23 protein-coding genes are annotated in these 19427 nt (G+C 46.8%); 9 read left to right on the forward strand and 14 right to left on the reverse strand.

The features are described from left to right. Nucleotides 1-3: 3 nt before the first annotated feature. Together lipA and F0U83_RS02550 are read left to right on the forward strand one after the other, a co-directional pair. On the forward strand, nt 4-987 hold the full coding sequence (lipA, locus tag F0U83_RS02545; RefSeq protein ID WP_138986375.1) for a lipoyl synthase: 984 nt from the start codon (nt 4-6) through the stop codon (nt 985-987). Between the two features lie 133 nt (nt 988-1120). After that, nucleotides 1121-1564 carry an OsmC family protein gene (locus tag F0U83_RS02550; RefSeq protein ID WP_138986376.1) on the forward strand — a complete coding sequence of 148 codons (444 nt, stop codon included), beginning with the start codon at nt 1121-1123 and terminating at the stop codon, nt 1562-1564. 10 nt (nt 1565-1574) lie between these two features. Here the strand turns inward: F0U83_RS02550 and F0U83_RS02555 are convergent, their stop codons facing one another. Genes F0U83_RS02555 through leuS form a run of 4 tightly spaced genes read right to left on the reverse strand, consistent with a single transcriptional unit; the run spans nt 1575 to nt 6099 of the window. Continuing rightward, complete coding sequence (locus F0U83_RS02555; RefSeq protein WP_138986377.1) at nt 1575-1895, reverse strand: c-type cytochrome; 321 nt, start codon at nt 1893-1895, stop codon at nt 1575-1577. 53 nt (nt 1896-1948) lie between these two features. Further along, on the reverse strand, nt 1949-2977 hold the full coding sequence (gene holA, locus F0U83_RS02560; protein WP_138986378.1) for a DNA polymerase III subunit delta: 1029 nt from the start codon (nt 2975-2977) through the stop codon (nt 1949-1951). Further along, entirely contained in the window at nt 2974-3480 is a 507-nt protein-coding gene (locus tag F0U83_RS02565) for an LPS-assembly lipoprotein LptE (RefSeq protein WP_138986379.1), read from the reverse strand. The genes holA and F0U83_RS02565 overlap by 4 nt, the downstream gene beginning before the upstream one ends. A 24-nt stretch (nt 3481-3504) precedes the next feature. Further along, nucleotides 3505-6099, reverse strand: a complete 2595-nt coding sequence (gene leuS / locus F0U83_RS02570) for a leucine--tRNA ligase (protein WP_138986380.1) — start codon at nt 6097-6099, stop codon at nt 3505-3507. A gap of 158 nt (nt 6100-6257) precedes the next feature. Here leuS and F0U83_RS02575 point away from each other — a divergent pair, with 158 nt between their 5' ends. Next, a complete protein-coding gene (locus tag F0U83_RS02575; RefSeq protein ID WP_138986381.1) occupies nt 6258-6800 on the forward strand; it encodes a zinc ribbon-containing protein in 543 nt (180 codons plus the stop codon). 21 nt (nt 6801-6821) lie between these two features. Here the strand turns inward: F0U83_RS02575 and F0U83_RS02580 are convergent, their stop codons facing one another. From F0U83_RS02580 to F0U83_RS02590, 3 genes are read right to left on the reverse strand one after another with little or no spacing between them, the layout of a single operon-like run. Beyond that, nucleotides 6822-7040, reverse strand: coding sequence for a VF530 family protein (locus F0U83_RS02580; RefSeq protein ID WP_211343609.1), 219 nt, complete (start codon nt 7038-7040; stop codon nt 6822-6824). After that, nucleotides 7037-7528: a DUF4124 domain-containing protein gene (locus F0U83_RS02585; RefSeq protein ID WP_138986383.1), complete on the reverse strand. Its 492-nt coding sequence runs from the start codon at nt 7526-7528 to the stop codon at nt 7037-7039. Before F0U83_RS02585 ends, F0U83_RS02580 begins: the two co-directional genes overlap by 4 nt. A 43-nt stretch (nt 7529-7571) precedes the next feature. Then, nucleotides 7572-8675, reverse strand: coding sequence for a phosphoribosylaminoimidazolesuccinocarboxamide synthase (locus F0U83_RS02590; protein ID WP_138986384.1), 1104 nt, complete (start codon nt 8673-8675; stop codon nt 7572-7574). A gap of 106 nt (nt 8676-8781) precedes the next feature. Between F0U83_RS02590 and F0U83_RS02595 the strand changes: the two genes are divergently transcribed. From F0U83_RS02595 to F0U83_RS02610, 4 genes are read left to right on the forward strand one after another with little or no spacing between them, the layout of a single operon-like run. Then, on the forward strand, nt 8782-9024 hold the full coding sequence (locus F0U83_RS02595; protein WP_138986385.1) for a Trp family transcriptional regulator: 243 nt from the start codon (nt 8782-8784) through the stop codon (nt 9022-9024). Between the two features lie 14 nt (nt 9025-9038). Beyond that, nucleotides 9039-10427: an anthranilate synthase component I family protein gene (locus F0U83_RS02600; protein WP_138986386.1), complete on the forward strand. Its 1389-nt coding sequence runs from the start codon at nt 9039-9041 to the stop codon at nt 10425-10427. A gap of 2 nt (nt 10428-10429) precedes the next feature. After that, the gene (locus F0U83_RS02605) at nt 10430-11092 is read left to right on the forward strand and encodes an anthranilate synthase component II (protein WP_138986387.1); all 663 of its coding nucleotides are present in this window, start codon (nt 10430-10432) and stop codon (nt 11090-11092) included. A gap of 39 nt (nt 11093-11131) precedes the next feature. Beyond that, the gene (locus F0U83_RS02610) at nt 11132-11479 is read left to right on the forward strand and encodes a RidA family protein (protein WP_138986388.1); all 348 of its coding nucleotides are present in this window, start codon (nt 11132-11134) and stop codon (nt 11477-11479) included. Nucleotides 11480-11501: 22 nt separating this feature from the next. Here the strand turns inward: F0U83_RS02610 and lnt are convergent, their stop codons facing one another. From lnt to miaB, 5 genes are read right to left on the reverse strand one after another with little or no spacing between them, the layout of a single operon-like run. Next, nucleotides 11502-12989 carry an apolipoprotein N-acyltransferase gene (gene lnt / locus F0U83_RS02615; RefSeq protein WP_138986389.1) on the reverse strand — a complete coding sequence of 496 codons (1488 nt, stop codon included), beginning with the start codon at nt 12987-12989 and terminating at the stop codon, nt 11502-11504. A 7-nt stretch (nt 12990-12996) separates the two neighbouring features. Beyond that, nucleotides 12997-13833, reverse strand: coding sequence for an HlyC/CorC family transporter (locus F0U83_RS02620; RefSeq protein ID WP_138986390.1), 837 nt, complete (start codon nt 13831-13833; stop codon nt 12997-12999). A gap of 9 nt (nt 13834-13842) precedes the next feature. Then, complete coding sequence (gene ybeY, locus F0U83_RS02625; protein ID WP_138986391.1) at nt 13843-14301, reverse strand: rRNA maturation RNase YbeY; 459 nt, start codon at nt 14299-14301, stop codon at nt 13843-13845. After that, complete coding sequence (locus F0U83_RS02630; protein WP_138986392.1) at nt 14298-15287, reverse strand: PhoH family protein; 990 nt, start codon at nt 15285-15287, stop codon at nt 14298-14300. Before F0U83_RS02630 ends, ybeY begins: the two co-directional genes overlap by 4 nt. A gap of 27 nt (nt 15288-15314) precedes the next feature. Continuing rightward, nucleotides 15315-16655, reverse strand: coding sequence for a tRNA (N6-isopentenyl adenosine(37)-C2)-methylthiotransferase MiaB (gene miaB, locus F0U83_RS02635; RefSeq protein ID WP_138986393.1), 1341 nt, complete (start codon nt 16653-16655; stop codon nt 15315-15317). A gap of 156 nt (nt 16656-16811) precedes the next feature. On the opposite strand from miaB, the gene F0U83_RS02640 reads away from it, so the two are divergent. Further along, complete coding sequence (locus F0U83_RS02640; protein ID WP_138986394.1) at nt 16812-17132, forward strand: DUF1820 family protein; 321 nt, start codon at nt 16812-16814, stop codon at nt 17130-17132. 6 nt (nt 17133-17138) lie between these two features. Here F0U83_RS02640 and F0U83_RS02645 read toward each other — a convergent pair whose 3' ends face one another. Then, the gene (locus tag F0U83_RS02645; RefSeq protein WP_138986395.1) at nt 17139-17621 is read right to left on the reverse strand and encodes a hypothetical protein; all 483 of its coding nucleotides are present in this window, start codon (nt 17619-17621) and stop codon (nt 17139-17141) included. A 92-nt stretch (nt 17622-17713) separates the two neighbouring features. Beyond that, complete coding sequence (gene epmB / locus F0U83_RS02650) at nt 17714-18721, reverse strand: EF-P beta-lysylation protein EpmB (protein ID WP_138986396.1); 1008 nt, start codon at nt 18719-18721, stop codon at nt 17714-17716. A 107-nt stretch (nt 18722-18828) separates the two neighbouring features. On the opposite strand from epmB, the gene efp reads away from it, so the two are divergent. Further along, nucleotides 18829-19392: an elongation factor P gene (efp, locus tag F0U83_RS02655; protein ID WP_138986397.1), complete on the forward strand. Its 564-nt coding sequence runs from the start codon at nt 18829-18831 to the stop codon at nt 19390-19392. The last annotated feature ends 35 nt before the right edge of the window (nt 19393-19427 follow it).

Raw genomic sequence — 19427 nt, forward strand, 5'->3', positions numbered from 1 at the left:
AAAATGGCGAACAGTTCCGATAAAGCGGCAACCTCAACCAAGGTTGAGCAGGGTGTAAAATTACGTGGTGCTGAGAAGGTTGCACGTATTCCTGTAAAAGTGATACCGACAGAAAAAGATGCGATGCCGCGTAAACCAGAGTGGTTGCGTGTGCGTATGGGCTCAAGTAAAGAGGTTCAGCGTATCAAGGATAAACTACGCCATCATAAATTAGCGTCTGTATGCGAAGAGGCAAGTTGTCCAAATTTAGGTGAATGTTTCAGTCATGGTACCGCAACCTTTATGGTAATGGGTGATATCTGTACTCGTCGTTGCCCATTTTGCGATGTGGCCCATGGGCGCCCAAACGCATTAGCAGAGAATGAACCAAGGGAACTGGCTGAAGCCATCACTGATATGGGGTTGCGCTATGTGGTGATCACCTCAGTGGATCGAGATGACTTGCGTGATGGTGGTGCTCAACATATAGCTAACTGTATTTCTGAGACACGGCAGCGTTCCTCGACAATACAGATTGAAACGCTGGTACCTGATTTTCGCGGTCGTATGGAAATTGCGCTGGAAATTCTTAGTGCGACCCCTCCAGATGTATTTAATCACAACTTGGAAACAGTCCCACGGTTATATAAGAAAGTTCGCCCAGGTGCCGACTATCAGTGGTCACTGGATTTGCTAAAAGGCTTTAAAGAGCGCCAACCCTCTATTCGTACTAAGTCTGGTCTTATGGTGGGTGTCGGTGAAACCAATGATGAAATTGTCCAAGTAATGAAAGACTTAAGGGAACACAATGTCGACATGATCACGATTGGCCAATATCTGCAGCCAAGCCGTAATCACTTGCCTGTTGACCGTTTTGTAACCCCAGCTGAGTTTGATGAATTTGCCCGCATTGCTAAAACGTTAGGATTCTCTCATGTTGCCAGTGGACCACTGGTACGCTCCTCTTATCATGCAGACCTTCAGGCGAAGGGCGAAAGCGTCAAGTAGTTCCTCTGATCATCCCAAGCACCCTGTGATCTGGGTGGTGCTTGGGATTCCCCTTACTTTTTACAAACTGCATGCTTCTTATATTGTTATAACTTGATATAATTATATTAGTTATTACTTATATGAGGTATATATGTCTGTTACTAAAACTGTTCGCATAGAAGCTGAAATGAACGACTCCTTTCAGGTGAGTGCCGATATTCGTGGGCATAAAGTGTTTATCGACCAACCTGCAGGTGGTGGCGGTCAGGATGCTGGCCCAACGCCCTTAGAGTATTTTCTCTTCTCACTGGCTGGATGTATTGCCACTATTGGTCGTGTTGCTGCGATGCAGAAGAAAATTGAGCTTAAGCGTTTTGCGGTTTCGGTTGAGGGAGATTATGATCCTGCAGGGCTTCTAGGGAAAGAAACAGAGAACCGCTCAGGATTCCAAGTTATGCGTGTAACGGCTGAGATTGAGGCTGATTGTATGTCTAGTATCGAAAAGCAGGCATTTCTGGATGAGGTTTGTGATCGTTGCCCACTGCATGACAATATTAAGATGTCTACAGCTGTTGTACATACGTTGGCGGAGTAGGTTGTAGCTACTAGAGATTCTGTATTTCTACTACATATCTGGCAAGGGCATCGGCTTGTTCATCTGAGAGCTGAGTAAAGACTGGCATCTGATGCCCTGAGCTGTAACCGTGTTTAATCATCAGAACAATCTCGTAATCCTGCATTTTTGTTCGCTCTTTGGGTAGGTTTTCATAGAACGCCCCTAAACCGCTCTTTAGGTGGCAGTCTTTGCAGTAATAGCTATAAAGCTCGTCGCCTTTTTTCATTCTGGCGGGGTCGTCCGCGCCGCAACCATTCAAGATAAAGGCCAGTGTTATAGCAAGGCAAAATTTCAAAAGCGTATTAAACATAGGCAAATCCGCTGTTTTTATAGCAGTCTAGATTACCTTTACTTGTATGGGAATTAATAATCCGCTGGTAATCTGAGAGGTTTACCTGAAAGTGTCAGGGCAATATCAGATAACAAAAGCCAAGGAGAGGCATCACCCATCCCCTTAATTGTTCGATCCAGAAACTGGCTTTGTCGAATAAGGTGTTCCAAGGTTGCCATATTTAATCTTTCAGCGCATCTTTTTAATAGTGGCTTTCTTTTTCCCCAAATACGCTCTTTTTGGCAAATAGTCTCATAAGCCAGCCCTCGTTGCAGCCCGTTGCTGATAGCATATAGGGTACGAATCTCCCGCGTTAATGCCCAGAGAACAATGGGGGGCTCTGTACCTTCTTGTTTTAAAACATTAAGGATTTTGATGCAGCGCTCACTTTGCCCTAAAGCCACGGCATCCATTAATCCATAAACATCGTAGCGAGAATTGTCTGACACGGCTTCAACGATCTGCTCGGCCGTTAATGTGCCGCTAGGATAAAGCAGCTGAAGTTTATCCAGTTCTTGCTTAGCGGCCAGTAAGTTGCCTTCTACCCGATCACACAGAAGTTGGACCGCAGAATCATCCAGTTGTAGGTTTAAGCCAGAGGCTCTGTGACGAATCCAGCCAGGTAATTGTTGAATGTCAACAGGCCATACCTCGATGAAAGCACCTGATTTTTCAATAGCTTTATGCCAGGCAGACTTCTTCGCAGTGCTATCTAGCTTGTCTGCAATAATCAGTAAAACATTTTCAGGAGGGGCGTGGCGCACATATTCTTGTAGAATCTCACTGGCCGCTTTATTGATCTTATGGCTGCCTAGGCGGAGTTCAATCAGTTTCTGTTCTGCAAATAGTGAGAGTGCATTGGCGCATTCAAGAAGATATTCCCACTTGAAATGCCCTTCGACATGCAGAACCTCTCTTTCTTGAAAACCTCTGTCGCGAATCGAGGCGCGTAATAAATCGCAGCACTCTTCGAGGATAAGGGGTTCGTCACCAGAGATGAGGTAAACGGGCAGCGGCGGTTGTTGCAAGTGCCCGTGTAGTTGCTCCGGGGTGAGCTTCATTGCTGGCGTGTAAGGGCTGAGAACTGATTAACGATGCGAGTCGTTAATGTATCCCACATCTCCTCGCGAATCTCTTGTTCCAGTAAGAAGCTAGCGGTTGCAGCATCAGCATTGTAATCGTAGATGCGCTCAGTACGAACGACTAGCGGGGTCGAGACTGGCTGATCTTTGTCATCGAGTACTGAGAATGCGATCAACAGCAGAAGCTCATACTCATCGACATTGCCTTTTCTATCAAGGGTAATCGAACGTCTGTTCTCCTGTATCTCTTCAATGACGAGGCGATAAGGGGCATTCTCTAGCAAAGTAATATTTTGCCGTTTGAATGCCCGCTCAAGCGATTGTTGTAATTGAATCGGAGCCGTCTTCTTCAATACCAGCGTGACCTCCTTGGCGCCTGCTAATGCTTCAACATCGCCCCGTAGCTTAAAACCGCAACCCGACAGCAGCAGCGCAATAAGCGATAGAGATAAAAAGGTATTGAAGAAACGATAGTTTTTCATCCGTATTCAAAGCTCCCTATTCATTTAACCAACAACAATATTGACCAATTTACCTGGAACAACAATCTTTTTACGAATCGCTTTATCCGCCATAAACTTCTGTACATTATCGTTGGCTAGCGCTGTGTGCAAAATGACATCCTGATCCGCATCAGCAGAGACTTCGATTTTTGCACGTACTTTACCATTGACTTGCACAACCATTTCTATGGATGAGCGAACCAGTGCCGATTCATCGCACACAGGCCAGGGCGTGGTGAGCAGATCCTGAGTATGCCCCAGCTCAGTCCAGAGATGGTGGGTGATGTGTGGCACGATAGGAGAAAGTAGCTGGATAGCCGCTTCTAATGCTTCGCGCATAACGGCACGTCCTTGCTCGCTAACATCGACAAATTTGCTGATGCTATTGAGTAGCTCCATGACAGCAGCAATTGCCGTGTTAAAAGTTTGGCGACGCTCGATATCATCAGTTACTTTGCTGATGGTTTCATGCACTTTGCGGCGTAACTCTTTCTGCGGCTCTGTGAGGTTGGATGTGTCCAGTGCAGAGACTGCTTGGCCGCCTGCAAGGTGATCAAACACTTGCTTCCATAAACGGCGGAGAAAGCGATTAGCGCCCTCAACGCCAGAGTCTGACCATTCCAAAGATTGTTCTGGCGGTGCGGCAAACATCATAAATAAACGGACTGTGTCTGCGCCGTACTTGTCGATCATTACCTGAGGGTCGATGCCATTGTTTTTGGACTTCGACATTTTAGTAACGCCTGCCTGCTCAACCGGAAGACCATCATCTTTATGAACTGCGCTGGTGATGCGCCCTTTTTCGTCGGTTTCAGTAATGACATCCGTTGGCGCAATCCAGACCTTGCCACCTTTATCGTCTTCACGATAGTAAGTGCTTGCCAGTACCATGCCTTGGCAAAGCAGGCGCGTGAAAGGCTCATCGGAGTTAACCAGCCCTTCGTCACGCATCAACTTATGGAAGAAGCGAGAGTACAACAAATGCAGAATGGCATGCTCAATACCGCCGATATACTGATCGACCGGCAACCAGTAATTAGCTTTTTCAGGGTCAAGCATGGCGTTTTCGGTATGACGGCTTGCGTAGCGTGCGTAGTACCAACTTGATTCCATAAATGTATCGAATGTATCCGTTTCTCGCTCAGCCGCGCCACCACACTTAGGACAAGTGGTGTTGATAAAGCTTTCCATCTTTTTGATCGGTGAGCCGCTGCCATCAAATTCGACGTTTTCAGGAAGAACAACAGGTAATTGGTCTTCTGGAACCGGTACGGAGCCGCAGCTATTACAATTGATAACTGGAATCGGTGTACCCCAGTAACGCTGACGAGATACACCCCAGTCGCGCAAGCGATAGTTGATGGTTACATGGCCCTTGCGCAAACGTTCCAATTCGGAGGCGATCGCTTTAAAAGCGACATCAAACTCAAGGTCATCGAAGTCACCGGAGTTGACTAATATGCCTTTATCGGTGAAGGCTTCTTTGGTGATATCAACGGTGATATTAGGATCGGTGGATTCGATCACCTGTTTAATAGGCAAGCCGTATTTTGTGGCAAACTCCCAATCACGCTGATCATGTCCAGGTACGGCCATAACGGCACCTGAGCCGTAATCCATTAAGACAAAGTTGGCGGTCCAAACGGGCACTTCTTCTCCCGTCAGAGGGTGTTTCGCCTTAATACCCAGTGCCATACCACGCTTTTCCATGGTAGCCATATCAGCTTCGGCAACTTTAACGTTCTTACATTCGTCAATGAACTGAGCCAGTTCAGGGTTTGTTTCTGCTGCTTTGAGCGCTAAGGGGTGCTGTGCAGCTACGGCTACATAGGTTACACCCATTAAAGTATCTGGACGGGTTGTGAAAACTTCCAGATCAGAACCGTCTTCTACATGGAATTTAAGTTCTACACCTTGGGAGCGTCCAATCCAGTTACGTTGCTGAGTACGAACTTGTTCAGGCCACTCTTCCAGCTTATCTAGATCATCCAAAAGTTGGTCGGCATAGTCTGTGATTTTCAGGAACCACTGAGGAATCTTCTTACGCTCAACCAGCGCGCCAGAACGCCACCCGCGACCGTCGATAACTTGTTCGTTTGCAAGTACGGTTTGATCAACAGGGTCCCAGTTTACTTCTGCTTCTTTCTTGTAAACCAGCCCTTTTTCCATCAAACGAGTAAAGAACCACTGCTCCCAACGATAGTATTCAGGGTGGCATGTGGCTAACTCGCGATTCCAGTCATAACCAAAGCCCATCTGCTGAAGCTGGTTACGCATATACTTGACGTTTTCATAGGTCCACTTAGCAGGCGGAACATTGTTGTTCATTGCTGCATTTTCAGCAGGTAGGCCAAAGGCATCCCACCCCATCGGTTGCAGAACGTTTTTACCCTGTGTGCGCTGATAGCGAGAAATTACATCGCCGATGGTGTAGTTACGAACATGCCCCATATGGAGTCGACCGCTGGGGTAAGGAAACATGGACAGGCAGTAAAATTTCTCTTTACTGGCATCTTCGGTGCATTGAAAGCTGTCATTATTTTCCCAGTGTTGCTGAACCTGGGTTTCGATCTCTTGGGGCTGATATTGTTCGTTCATCGTAGTATCGAGTCGCAGTCTCTGGCAATAAAAACCGGCAACTCTTGATGCCGGTTATGTTGTCTAATGTAAGTTCGGGTTATGCTGTATAGCATACAATATAAGCCTTGTTATCAACAGCAGAATAGCCCGTCAAATGTGCTGTATTGGAGGACACCATGGATAAAGAGTCGAAAAAATTGGATGAGCAGGTATCTAATGCTCCCAGTTTGTATAACCGAGTATTGGACCGTTTGCAGGAAAGCTTGGAAAAAGCGGAGTTGAACTCTTGGGATTACCTGCAAGAGAAGATTGAAGAAGCGGTAGAGTTAGAGCTGGCGGCAGAGGAGATGACTCGTGATGAGATGGATCTGCTGACGGCTTACCTCAAACGAGATTTAAAGCAGCTTGGGTATTATGCTCATGAGACCGGTGAAGGTATTGCAGCTTGGTTGAATTTTGATCTAAATATTCTTGAAAAAACCGTAATGGATAAGTTGCTGGCGTTAGCGGACCAAACTCGCATAGATCAAGAGAGGCTTCGCGAGCAATTGGCGAATGAGGAAGATGAATATGTTGCTGGGGAGGTTGCCGCAGCGGGAACCTTCCAATGCCAAGCTTGTGCCCAGAATCAGCGTTTGTTGCAAACTGATATTTTGAGCGCTTGTGAGTCGTGCGGTGCGACTTTGTTTAAGCGGATATCTCATCCATGGGGTGGCTGATTGGTAGGGCAGGCTATCGGTTTACCCGAATGTCTTGATGTAGAGCTGCTCAACTTTTTCTCGCGCCCATGGGGTTTTGCGTAGAAATTTCAGGCTGGATTTGATGCTTGGGTCACTTGTGAAGCAGCGTATGTTTATGAGTGAACCTAACTCATCCCAGCCGTATCGGGCCTCAAGTTCTGTTACGATGCGCTCTAGTGTGAGGCCATGTAGTGGGTTGTTTTGTTGGTGGGTACTCACTGACAGAAAAGCTCCATGGTTTCTTTTGTGTTTTGTATGACACGACGCGCTGAATCGCCATGCATAATTTTTTTCTCGCCAGTGGCTATGTTGTAGCCCATAACGCCTTGGTCTCGGTAACGTTTGTAGCGCTCTTTGTATTTTTCACACATCTTTTGATCGCGAATGGCCTGCGCTTTTGCCATCTCTTTTTCGCGCTCTTCTTGAAGCAACATTGCTTTTTGTTTGTTAAGTGCGCGCTCTTTATCTCTCTCTTTAGCTTGAAGTTCGTATTTCTGTTGCTGTAACAGATATCTTTGACGATGCGCGTTAGAGCGATCAGCCGGCATGGGCTTAATATCCACTTCTTCAACCTGTGGGCCGAGTACTCGGGGCGTGGTAGAAAAGTGTAACTTTCCTTCGTCATCCCGCCACTTATAGATTTCATCGCCAAAGCTCGTTGAACTCAGACATAGGAATGTTAAGAGAAAAGAGAGCTGTCTTATCATGCTATCCAATCCGTTGTTGAGGGCGTTGAGCAGAGCTGATCGCTTAATCGATTAGCCCATACTTATCGCGCAGTATTTCAATAATGTCGGCCTTTGGGTTGTCAGAAAACACCAGCTTTTGACCGGTAACTTTTTCGGCAATTCCGACATAAGTGGATGAGATATCCATCATTACTTCGACCGGTAGAGCGTTATCACGAGCCAACGATTCTCGCTCCGACATACGCTCCTTATTGAGCAGGATGTCAGGATCTGGGAAGTAGTTGAGCAACCATTGCCGGAATCCCTCTTTCGAGTTCTCAATAATGTTGCCATCTCGATAGGCGGCCCCATCCCATATACGTGAAGAGTCGGGTGTGCCTACTTCATCCATATAGATTAATTTTTCATTACCGGAAGCATCGGTAACATAGCCAAATTCGAACTTGGTATCGACAAAGATCTGATCAAGCTCGGCTAAGGCATCACTAATCACGCCAAAGCCTTCTTTCAGTAGCTTTTCGTACAGATCGATATCAGCTTTGCAGCTCAAATTAAAGGCACTGAAGTTGTCTTCTAAATTCTGGCGCGTGATATTGACGTCATCCGCTTCCGGTACCCCCGGAATGCCTTTTAGAATACCTTTAGTTGAAGGAGTAATGAGAATTTCCGGAAGCTTCTGGTCTTTTTGTAAACCTTCAGGCAGTTGAATGCCGCAGAATTCCCGCTCCCCTTTGCTGTAAGCGCGCCACATAGAACCGGTAATATATTGGCGGCAAATCGCTTCTACCATGACGGGCTTCGCCTTTTGTACAATCCATACAAATGGATGAGGGATATCCAAAATATGGCTGTCAGCTAAGCCGTTCTCTTTGAATAAGCGAAACCAATGATTGGAGATTGCATTCAAAGCGGCTCCCTTACCCGGTACGCCGTTTAGTCCGCCTTCACCATGCCAAATACAATCGAACGCCGAAATGCGGTCACTGATCACCATGATGGCCAATGGTGCATCGGCAGCGACATCGTAGCCTTTCTCTTTGATCAGGCGACGGCTGTCTGCTTCGGTTAGCCAATAAACTGAACGAACTTTTCCGCTATGAACCGGGCGGTCCGTACGGATAGGCAGATCATTATTAACAGCCAGAACTTTATCGGCGAGACTCATGGATGGATGATCCTGTATCAGGTGAAATAAAATGAAAATTTTAGCAGATTAAGAAATGCTAGGCACACTATTGACATAATTTTCAAATGCACTAGCATACTAGTACATGAATACAGGAAAACAACATATAACAGAATTGGTGGATTATCTCCTAGCTGTTAAGCAGCCAGATGAGATGGAGAAGGTGTTACGTAGTTTACTAACCCCCACGGAATTCACAGAAGTTACCAAACGGTTACAGATATTTAAGATGCTGGAGCAAGGTGTGCCTCAGCGTCAGATAGCCGATACATTGGGGGTGGGAATAGCCACCGTAACCCGTGGCTCCCGTGCCCTCAAAGGCGAATAGGACTAGAGAGAATTATGTTACCCAAACCTGATCTGATCGATCTTCCGAGAAAGCCGCATTATGTAACACTCACGGCAGATTGCGATTTCTTTGCGCTTTTTAAGAAAATAGAAAAGCAGTATGAAACGTGTTTCATGCTGGAATCCTTAGGGGAAGAAAGCTTTATCTCCCGACATTCGATTATTGGCTTTGATCCAGAAAAAATTATCTGGGCTCAAGAGCAAACCCTCTTTATTCAGGATCGTGAAGGCCATACCGAGCAATACGAAAGTGAGAATCCCTACTATCTGCTGCGGGAGCTTATTCCTCAGGATGTGATCTCGCGTAAATATGCGGGTGGGTTAACCGGTTACTTGGGCTACGACAGCATGAATTATTTCGAGCCTACGCTGAAATTGCAAAGCAGTGAGATGTTCGATGCGTTTAAATTTGGCCTTTATAAGGATGGTTTGATCCTCGACAAAATGACCGGTGAGGTGATCTATTTCTATTACACTGATAGTCGCATGGATCTGGTACAGGCTTTAATCGATGCCCCTTACGAAGGTAATGGTCCATTGGAGATCATTCCGACGGGCGAGACTATGTCCCAAGAAGAGCACCGTGAAGCCGTGATGAAGGTTAAACAAGACATCATCAACGGGAAAATCTTTCAGACTGAAGTAGGCTTTAAAAAGCGCTTTAAGTTGCTGGGTGATACTATCAATATCTATGAGCAGCTCCGGGAAGTGAACCCATCACCGCAGATGTATTACGTAAAGTTTGGTGAGCAAAAATTGATTGGGGCTAGCCCTGAGCTACTGTTCCGACTGCGCCAAGGCGAGATGGAAACCTTCCCGCTAGCAGGAACAGCCAAGCGTGGAGCAACAGAGGAGGAAGATCGCACATTAGCGCGTAACCTGCTTAATGACCCAAAAGAGATTGCTGAGCACAACATGATTGTTGATCTGCATCGTAATGATATTGGTCGTGTCGCGCGCTTTGGAACGGTGAAGGTGCGAAGCTTGATGGATATTAAGCGCTTTAGTCATGTCCAGCATATATCCAGCGAAATTGTGGGCATTATCTCCGAAGAGCACGATATGTTCTCTGCATTAGCGAGTAACTTTCCTGCTGGTACCTTAACGGGCGCGCCTAAAATTGAAGCGATGAAGATCATTGATGATTTGGAGTCTGATGGCCGTGGCCCTTATGGCGGTGCGGTTGGTCATTTTTCTTTTAATGGTGATTGCACCTTTGCGATTCCTATTCGTACGGTATTCGCCAAGGGTGAAGAGGCTTATGTGCAAACCTGTGGTGGTAATGTTTATGACTCTAATCCAGAAGATGAGTATGAAGAGATTCGCCGTAAGTTTGCCGGTACTAAAAAAGTGTTGGATCGTTTTATCAAAGGGGAGGCGTAAATATGAAAGTCTATATTATTGATAATTACGACTCCTTTACTTACAACCTTTATCAGTTTATCGGTGAAGTGTTGGAAACAGAGAAAAACCGCGGCCGTGTTGAATCGTTTGAGATCATCGTTAAGCGAAATGATCAGGTCACGTTGGAAGAAGTAAAAGCGGCTAATCCTGATCGTATTATTATCTCCCCAGGCCCTGGCTCACCAGATGATGAGCAGTACTTTGGGGTTTGTTCACAAGTAATACTTGAGATGGGTAAAACGACGCCGCTGTTAGGCGTCTGCCTTGGGATGCAAGGCATAGTCCATCTATTCGGCGGCAATGTAGTGAAAGCGCACTTGCCTATGCATGGGAAAGTCAGCCCGATTACCCATAATGGACAGGGTATTTTTAGGAATATTCCTGATCAGCTTGAAGTCATGCGCTATCACTCTCTTATGGCAGAGGCCGAAAGTTTCCCTGAATGTTTGCAATTGACCTCTGTCGTTGGGGCACTAGCTGAAGATGAGTTTGAAGATTACAGCAAAATCCATCAAGGCGGTGAGTTTGAGGTTATGGGGGTGCAACACCGAGAGTACCCGATTACAGGTATTCAGTTCCACCCAGAATCCTTCGCAACGGAAGGTGGTAAAGAGCTGATCGGTAATTTCCTGTTTATGGAATAACCGAACTAGTTTAATTAACGATCAAGATTAAGCGAAAAGATGGATATAGAACGTATAAACCCCAGTGAAAAGTGGTCTGATGTCACAGTATTTAACAAAATGGCGCATTTTGTTGAAGTGGCTGACGATGAAAGTGCGGATATGCTAGGACAGGTAGAGCAGGTTTTTGCTCAAGCTGAAGCCTCTCTAGCGAGTGTAAATAGTGATAAGTCTCGTATTATCTCGGTGACAATTTATGTGACGGACTTTGCCAATTTAGAGGTTTTTAATGAGGCTTGGAAAAACTGGCTGCCAGCAGGCTGTGCACCAAGCCGAGCCTGTTTAAAGGTAGAGCTCGCAAACCCGGCCTATTTGGTTGAGATTGCGTTTGTCGCTGCAGTAAAATAGGCCTTCGCTGCACAAATAGGCTTTAGGTTGCTCGTCTTCTAAAGCCTATTCCCATCAATACAAAACTTATTAGTAAAACGGGCAGTACGCCTGTTTGTTGATAAGGCGTAACGCCGCTTCGTTCTTCAATCTCGCCCTTGAGTACCGCTTTTTGGTAGGCTGGTGCTTGGTTTGTGATTTCCCCTAGAGGGTTAATTAACGCAGTCAGTCCATTGTTGGTGCTACGAACTACCCAGCGGCCATTTTCGAGGGCGCGCATTTGAGCGATTTGTAAATGTTGAGCCGGGGCAAGGGAGTGGCTGAACCACGTGTCGTTGGATAGTGTAAGAATCCAGTCGCTATCCGCGGATAAGCTCCTTACCAGCTCTGGATAGGCGATTTCATAACAGATCGCCGCAGCAATACGGGTGTCTTTAGCGAGCAATCGAGACTGAGGGTGCTCCGGTAAACTAAAACCAGACATCGGCAGGTCAAAAAAGCTGATAAGCCCGCGTATTTGACGTTCAAAGGGTACGTACTCCCCAAAAGGCACCAAGCGTTGTTTGTGGTAGATGCCGAAGCCGTTCGTCATAATCCCGAGGCTGTTATGTACGCGAAATCCTTCGGGGTGAGTTTCATCTAGCTCAATGGCAGGGTATCCGCTGATCAACATACGGTTTTCATTTTCTAGTTGATCAAAGAGGGTGACGAGATAGGGCATAGCAGAAGAAAGGTAGGTGGATATCGCTGTTTCTGGCCAGATGATAATGGGCGCGTCAGTTTGTGTTTCCGTCATGCGAGTATAGGTGCCGAGAATTTCAGGTAAGTAGCTGCGATCCCACTTAAGGTGTTGTGGAATATTCGCCTGAACGATATCTATCTTTAATTTCTCTCCTTTTGTTGTCCACTCGGTGGTTAGAAAAGGGGCTAGGCAAAATAAAGTGATAGGGATAGCCCAGTTAAAGCGTGTCCGTTTACTTCTGGCGTTTACGATCTCAAGCATACCGATGGAAATAGTGAGAATCCCCAAAGATAACAGCCAGACTCCGCCAATGGGTGCCCAACTTCTAAAAGGGGATTCCGTGAGTGCGTAACCTAGATATAACCATGGGAAGCCGGTAAACACCCAGCTGCGCAGCCATTCAAACACAACCCAAAGGCCGATAAATGCGAGGGCTGTATAGCGAGTTTGATTAAACCAGCGACGATAAGCCCAAGTTTGTAACGAAAATATCAGAGCCAATGCGGCAGCGAACGCAGCAGTCATCAGTACCGATAATAAAAAGGGTGTGTCGCCAAAGGTGTGAATGCTGACGAAGACCCATGAGGCCCCACTGCCATATAGACCCGCACCGTAGCACCAGCCAAGAATGCCTGCTTGCTTTGTTGTGGTCTCTTTGAGCGTGAAATAGAGAAGCGCAGGACTGATAAAGATCAGTGGCCAGAAATGAATCGGTGCCAGAGATAGTGTGACCAGTGCACCGCCTAAAGCAGCAAGCAGTGCACGGTAAGCTAAAGTGCGTATTTGCATCTGTTGCTCAGGACTTTCGGGTTACCTGTAGAAGTCGAATTCTACGGTTGTCAGATGACAAAACTTTGAAACTAAAGCCATCAATAGTGACCTGTTCATCCTTGCGGGGCAGGTGTCCGAATCGTTTAGTAACGATACCGCCTATGGTGTCGAACTCATCTTCCGAGAAACTGGCGTCAAAGTATTCGTTAAAGTCTTCAATTTCTGTCAGGGCTTTAACGATATAAGCATTTTCGTCAAACGGGCGGATGTTACCGTCATCATCGTCGACATCGTGCTCATCTTCGATTTCGCCCACAATCTGTTCCAGTACATCTTCAATGGTGACAAGACCTGCAATTCCACCATACTCATCGATAACGATCGCCATATGGTTGTGATTAACGCGGAACTCTTTAAGCAGAATATTCAGACGCTTACTTTCGGGGATAAAGGTTGCTTTGCGAAGCTTGCTGTAAATGTCGAAGCTTTCCTGACCCTCTTCGATAATCAGCGGCAGAAGATCTTTCGCAAGAAGTATACCGATCACCTCGTCAGGGTTGTCTCCAATCACAGGGAAGCGGGAGTGGGCGCTGGAAATGATAACCGGTAGAAACTCTTTGGGTGTTTGCTCAGCACTGACGCTGACCATCTGCGAGCGAGGGATCATAATATCCCGCACTTGCATATCGGCAACTTTAATTGCCCCTTCGATGATGCTTAGAGCCTCATGATCCAATACGCTTTCTTCAGCTGCATCCCGTAGTACATCGAGCACTTCGTCACGGGTTTTAGGCTCATCAGAAAATGCTTGGGCCAGACGCCCGAACCAACTTCGGGGTTGTCCCGATCGATCTTCACTCATAACAGTTCCTCATTCTCCTTGTTGATAAGGATCAGGTATATTCAAGCTCGCCAGAAGTTCGGTTTCCAAGGATTCCATCTCTTCTGCCTCTGCATCATTTATATGGTCGAAACCGATCAGATGCAAGGTTCCATGTATCACCATATGTGCCCAGTGGTGCACTAAGGGCTTTTTCTGTTCCTTCGCTTCTTTAGCAACGACTTCTGCGCAGATGGCAAGATCGCCTAGCAGGTCGGTCGGTATGCCAACAGGGCCGTCAAAAGGAAATGAAAGAACATTGGTAGGGTAGTCTTTGCCACGATAGGCTGCATTCAGTTCTTGGCTTTCATTAGCGTCCACAAGGCGGATGCATATTTCGCCACGTTCTTGGCGGCCTTTGAGAGCAGCGGTGACCCATTGCTCAAAGGCGGAATCATCAGGAAGCCCAATAGCAGAGGTTTCCCGTTGTACATCGACGCTGATCTTCATGATGCTGACTCTCTTTTCTTCTCGTAGCGGTCATAGGCCTCAACGATATGTTGTACCAATGGATGGCGCACGACATCTTTTGATGAGAAGTGAGTAAAGCCAATTCCTTTCACGCCGTCGAGCACTTCAATGGCATGTTTTAAGCCAGAGAAGGTGCCTTTAGGTAGGTCTACCTGAGTAACATCGCCGGTAATGACGGCGGTAGAGCCAAAGCCGATACGTGTCAGAAACATCTTCATCTGCTCTCGGGTAGTGTTCTGGCTTTCGTCTAGAATAACAAAGGCGCCATTAAGTGTGCGTCCACGCATGTAAGCAAGCGGGGCTATCTCAATAATGTTGCGCTCAATCAGTTTGGTGACCTTTTCAAAACCGAGCATCTCATACAACGCATCATAAAGAGGGCGAAGGTATGGATCGACCTTCTGAGAAAGATCACCTGGTAAAAAACCAAGTTTCTCGCCCGCCTCTACAGCAGGGCGCACCAGCAAAATGCGTTCAATTTCTTCCCGCTCTAGGGCTTCAACCGCACAAGCAACGGCGAGATAGGTTTTGCCCGTCCCGGCAGGCCCAATGCCAAAATTTATGTCGTGGCTCCAGATGGAGCGGACATAGTTCTGTTGATTAGGGCCGCGAGGGCGGATCAGAGATTTCTTTGTGCGGATGGCGACATCGATCTTGTCGTGCCCGGCTACGGATAAACGTTGTTCGATGCCTGATTGTTGCAGGTGCAAATGAATCAGTTCCAGAGTAATTTCCGTACCGCTGACCGCTTCTTGATACAGTTGGCGAAGCATGGTGGCGACGGCTTCAGCGAGGTCATTTTCGCCATTTACTTGAAACTCATTACTGCGGTTATGAATCTGCACGCTCAGACGGGATTCAATCAGCTTAAGATGTTCGTTAAGTTGGCCGCAGAGGCTGGCAAGCGCCTCTGCATGAAAAGGTGTTAGTAAGAATTTAACGCTGGGTGCTTCTTGAGAAGTCATAAAATATTATTGCTCAGTCGTGTCGGATTAATCGAGTTCGGAGCTGATTAATTCCCCTAGAAGGGAGTTGGCATAGGCTTCAACAATACGCACATCCGCAAAATGGCCGATCAGGTCTGGATTATCGCAACGGAAGTTGACGACGCGGTTGTTTTCGGTGCGCCCTGACAGCATGCCAGGATCTTTCTTAGAATAGCCATTCACCAAAATGCGTTGGGTGCTATCAACCATACGACGGCTGATCTGCATGGCTTGCTGAATAATGCGATTCTGAAGAATAGAAAGGCGCTCTTTTTTCGTCTCTTCCGTTACTGTATCGGGTAAGTCGGCAGCCGGTGTGCCAGGGCGACGGCTGTAGATGAAACTAAACGAATTATCAAAACCAATCTCTTGGATTAAGTTCATAGTAGCTTCGAAATCGGCGTCGGTTTCCCCTGGGAAACCAATAATAAAGTCAGAAGACATCGATAGATCAGGCCGTATCTTTAACAGTTTACGAACTTTGGATTTGTATTCTAAAACAGTGTGGCCGCGTTTCATTGCCATCAAAATGCGATCTGATCCTGATTGAACCGGTAGGTGCAAATGGCTGACCAGTTCTGGTACATCGGCGTAGACGTCAATCAGGCTTTCTGTGAATTCCACTGGATGAGATGTGGTAAATCGGATGCGATCAATGCCATCAATTGCCGCTACATGGCGGATCAGTTCTGCAAGATCAGCGGTATCGCCATCATGGGTAGTACCTTGGTAGGCGTTAACATTTTGACCCAGTAAGTTGACTTCGCGAACGCCCTGCTCGGCTAATTCGACGCATTCGGTAATGACATCATCTAGCGGACGGCTAACTTCTTCACCACGCGTGTAGGGTACAACACAGAATGTACAGTATTTGCTGCAGCCTTCCATAACGGATACAAAAGCTTCTGCCCCTTCTACTTTGGGGGCGGGCAAAGCGTCAAACTTTTCGATCTCAGGAAAGCTGATATCGACAACGCCTTTTTGTCCCTGATGAGTGAGGTCAATCATTTCGGGCAGGCGGTGCAAGGTTTGTGGACCGAAGATCATATCTACATAAGGCGCGCGAGTGAGAATATTCTCCCCCTCCTGGCTGGCTACGCAGCCGCCAACACCAATCACAAGGTCTGGTCGACTTTCTTTTAGTTTGCGCCAACGTCCCAGTTGATGAAAAACTTTCTCTTGTGCTTTCTCTCTAATGGAACAGGTGTTTAACAGCAGTACGTCGGCATCGTCCGGATTGTCGGTTAATTCCAGTTCATGGCTTTCACCTAGCAGATCCGCCATACGGGAGGAATCGTACTCGTTCATCTGACAGCCATGAGTTTTAATAAACAGCTTTTTTGCCATTACACACCTTACGTTGGATCGTTCACAAAAAGACCGGTCATTATACTGGATGGGCTGCTCCATTAATAGCATCTTAAAGTGCTTGTAAATGGCGTAAATGCCCCCATATAACGTGCAGATTTTGGTAATTCAACAGGTTAGAGAGTAATCAGCGCTATGGCCAAAGATGAGCGTATTTATCGTGTGATGTTTGTAAACCAAGACAAAGTTTACGAAGTGTTTGTGAATCATGTTTTTCAGAGCGATATGTGGGGTTTTATCCAACTGGAAGGTTTTGTATTTGGTAGCAAATCTGATCTGTTGGTTGATCCGAGCGAGGAGAAGTTAAAACAGCAGTTTGCTGAAGTAGAGCGAAGCTATATCCCAATGCAGGCCATTATTCGTATTGATGAAGTGAAAAAAGAGGGTGTGGCTAAAATTACAGAAGCCAAGGGAACGGTGACTGCCTTTCCAGTTATGCAGCCACCTTCGAAGTAAGGTCGTTTAATTAAAGCAGGACTCTGTATTTAGCTTCGTTAAACGGTCTCCAGATGCTTCTTCGATACTGCCATCGGCAAAGACAATCTCAACATGGTCGATGTCGATGCACTGCACGTTAGTGCCTTTCCAAGTGTTTTCCCAGTTGTGTCCGCTGCTATATTCGCCAGGTGGAATGGGGCCAGCTACACGCAGGTAGGCTCTATGGTCACGGCTTTTCCTGGGCTTGACGATTTTTCCGTTCTTATCGTAGGCGGTAGTACGGAACAAGATGTACTGATATGTGCTGGGAGAGATATTGATAAAGTTAATATTGGCTCCCACTGGACCCCGTTTGTTTTTAAGTACAGGGCGGGCCAGTTCTAAGGAAATTAAAGGCGGGGGAACATAGACAGGCGCAGGTGGTGGGGTTTCAACGACTTTTTCCTGGCGACAGGCGCTTAGCCAAAGCGCGGCACCAATGAGAGCTGTGATTTTTAGAATGCGCATGTTGAAATTCCGTACTAATCAAGTGTGAAAGTGTGACCGGAGCTCAGGCTTCCGGTTCCCATTTATACCACAAAAACCTTAAGGTAAACTGATTACGCAAGGTTGATCAATGTTTTGGAGGGGCGCCCTGGAATCTCCCGTGCCAGCCTAGGAACCAAATACCCGGGCAAGCAGGACTGCAGCTCTTTTACTAGCTGCTTAGCTTTTGTGTCGTTAATGTCAAAGTGCGCTGCGCCGATGACACGATCCAGAAGAAACAGGTAATAAGGCAGTACCCCATCCTCAAACAGCTTTTCGCTGAGCCTTTTTAAAATTTCTGCGTGATCATTAATCCCCCGGAGTAGGACAGCTTGGTTAAGCAGTGTGATACCCGCGATACGTAATCTTTGTAAGCTTTCGGAAACGTGGCGATCTATTTCGTTTGGATGGTTGATGTGTAAGACGATGACCGTACGAAGCCGGCTATCTTTCAGCATCTGGCATAAGGTTTGGGTAACTCGTTGTGGGATAACCACAGGTAAGCGTGTGTGGATTCTTAGGCGTTGAATATGAGGAATTGATTCCAAGTCAGCGATCATGCGTGCAAGCCGCTGATCGGTTGTGGCAAGGGGATCGCCTCCTGAGAAAATAACTTCGCTGATGCTTGTGTCAGCTTGAATATAGGCCAATGCTTGTTGCCATTGGGCCTTCCCTAACTGGTTATCTTCATAGGGGAAGTGTCGGCGAAAGCAGTAGCGGCAGTTGATAGCACAAGCCCCGCTAAGGATGAGTAACACGCGGCCCTTGTATTTATGAATGAGTCCGGGTGCCGGTTTGCTGTCCATCTCTTCAAGAGGATCTGAGGAGTAGCCATTGGCTGAAATCATCTCTGCCATTTGTGGTAGTACTTGCAAAAGTAACGGGTCGTGTGGATTGCCTTTTTCAATACGTGACAGATAGGGTTGAGGCACACGCAGGGCAAAGGCATGTGTGGCTTCCAAACTTAAATCGACCTGCTCAGGGGAGAGTCCTACTTGGCTAAGTAGGTCGTCAACGCTGGATATCGCTCCTTTTAACAGGCTCTGCCAATCGTTTTCTGGGGTGGAAGCGATCAAATTCATAGGTGGCTCGTGTCGATTAATTTTGCTCGCATTCTCCTTTCAAGTAGAATACGTGTCAATTTCGGGGATCGGCCCCATTTGCATTCACTTATTTATCAGAGAAAACTATGGCAAGTTATTCCGCTAACCAGCTCAAAAATGGCCTGAAAGTGATGATCGACGGCGATCCATGTTCCATTCAGGATCTTGATTTCGTTAAGCCGGGTAAAGGTCAGGCCTTCACCCGCGCGAAAATGAAGAACTTACTTACTGGTCGCGTGTGGGAGCGTACCTTTAAATCTAACGAATCTGTTGAAGGGGCAGATGTGGTTGATCGCGATATGGAGTATTTATACTTCGATGGTGATATGTACAACTTCATGGTGCCTGTTACGTTTGAACAGTATGGTGTTGATGCCAAGGCGATGGGTGACTCCGCGAAGTGGATCAAGGAAAACGAAGTTTGTTTGATCACGCTTTGGAACGATAATCCAATCGCTGTGCAGCCACCTAACTTCGTTGAGCTGGAAGTAACAGAAACGGACCCAGGTTTGAAAGGCGATACAGCACAGGGTGGTTCTAAACCAGCAACGTTGAGCACGGGCGCTGTTGTGCGTGTTCCTCTATTCATTGAACAAGGCGAAGTGCTGAAAATCGATACGCGTACTGGCGACTACGTTAGCCGCGCTTAGTATTAGATATTTATTCGTGATACGGCAGCCTCGGC

The organism is Neptunomonas concharum (assembly GCF_008630635.1).
In the GTDB taxonomy this organism is placed as follows: Bacteria; Pseudomonadota; Gammaproteobacteria; order Pseudomonadales; family Balneatricaceae; genus Neptunomonas; species Neptunomonas concharum.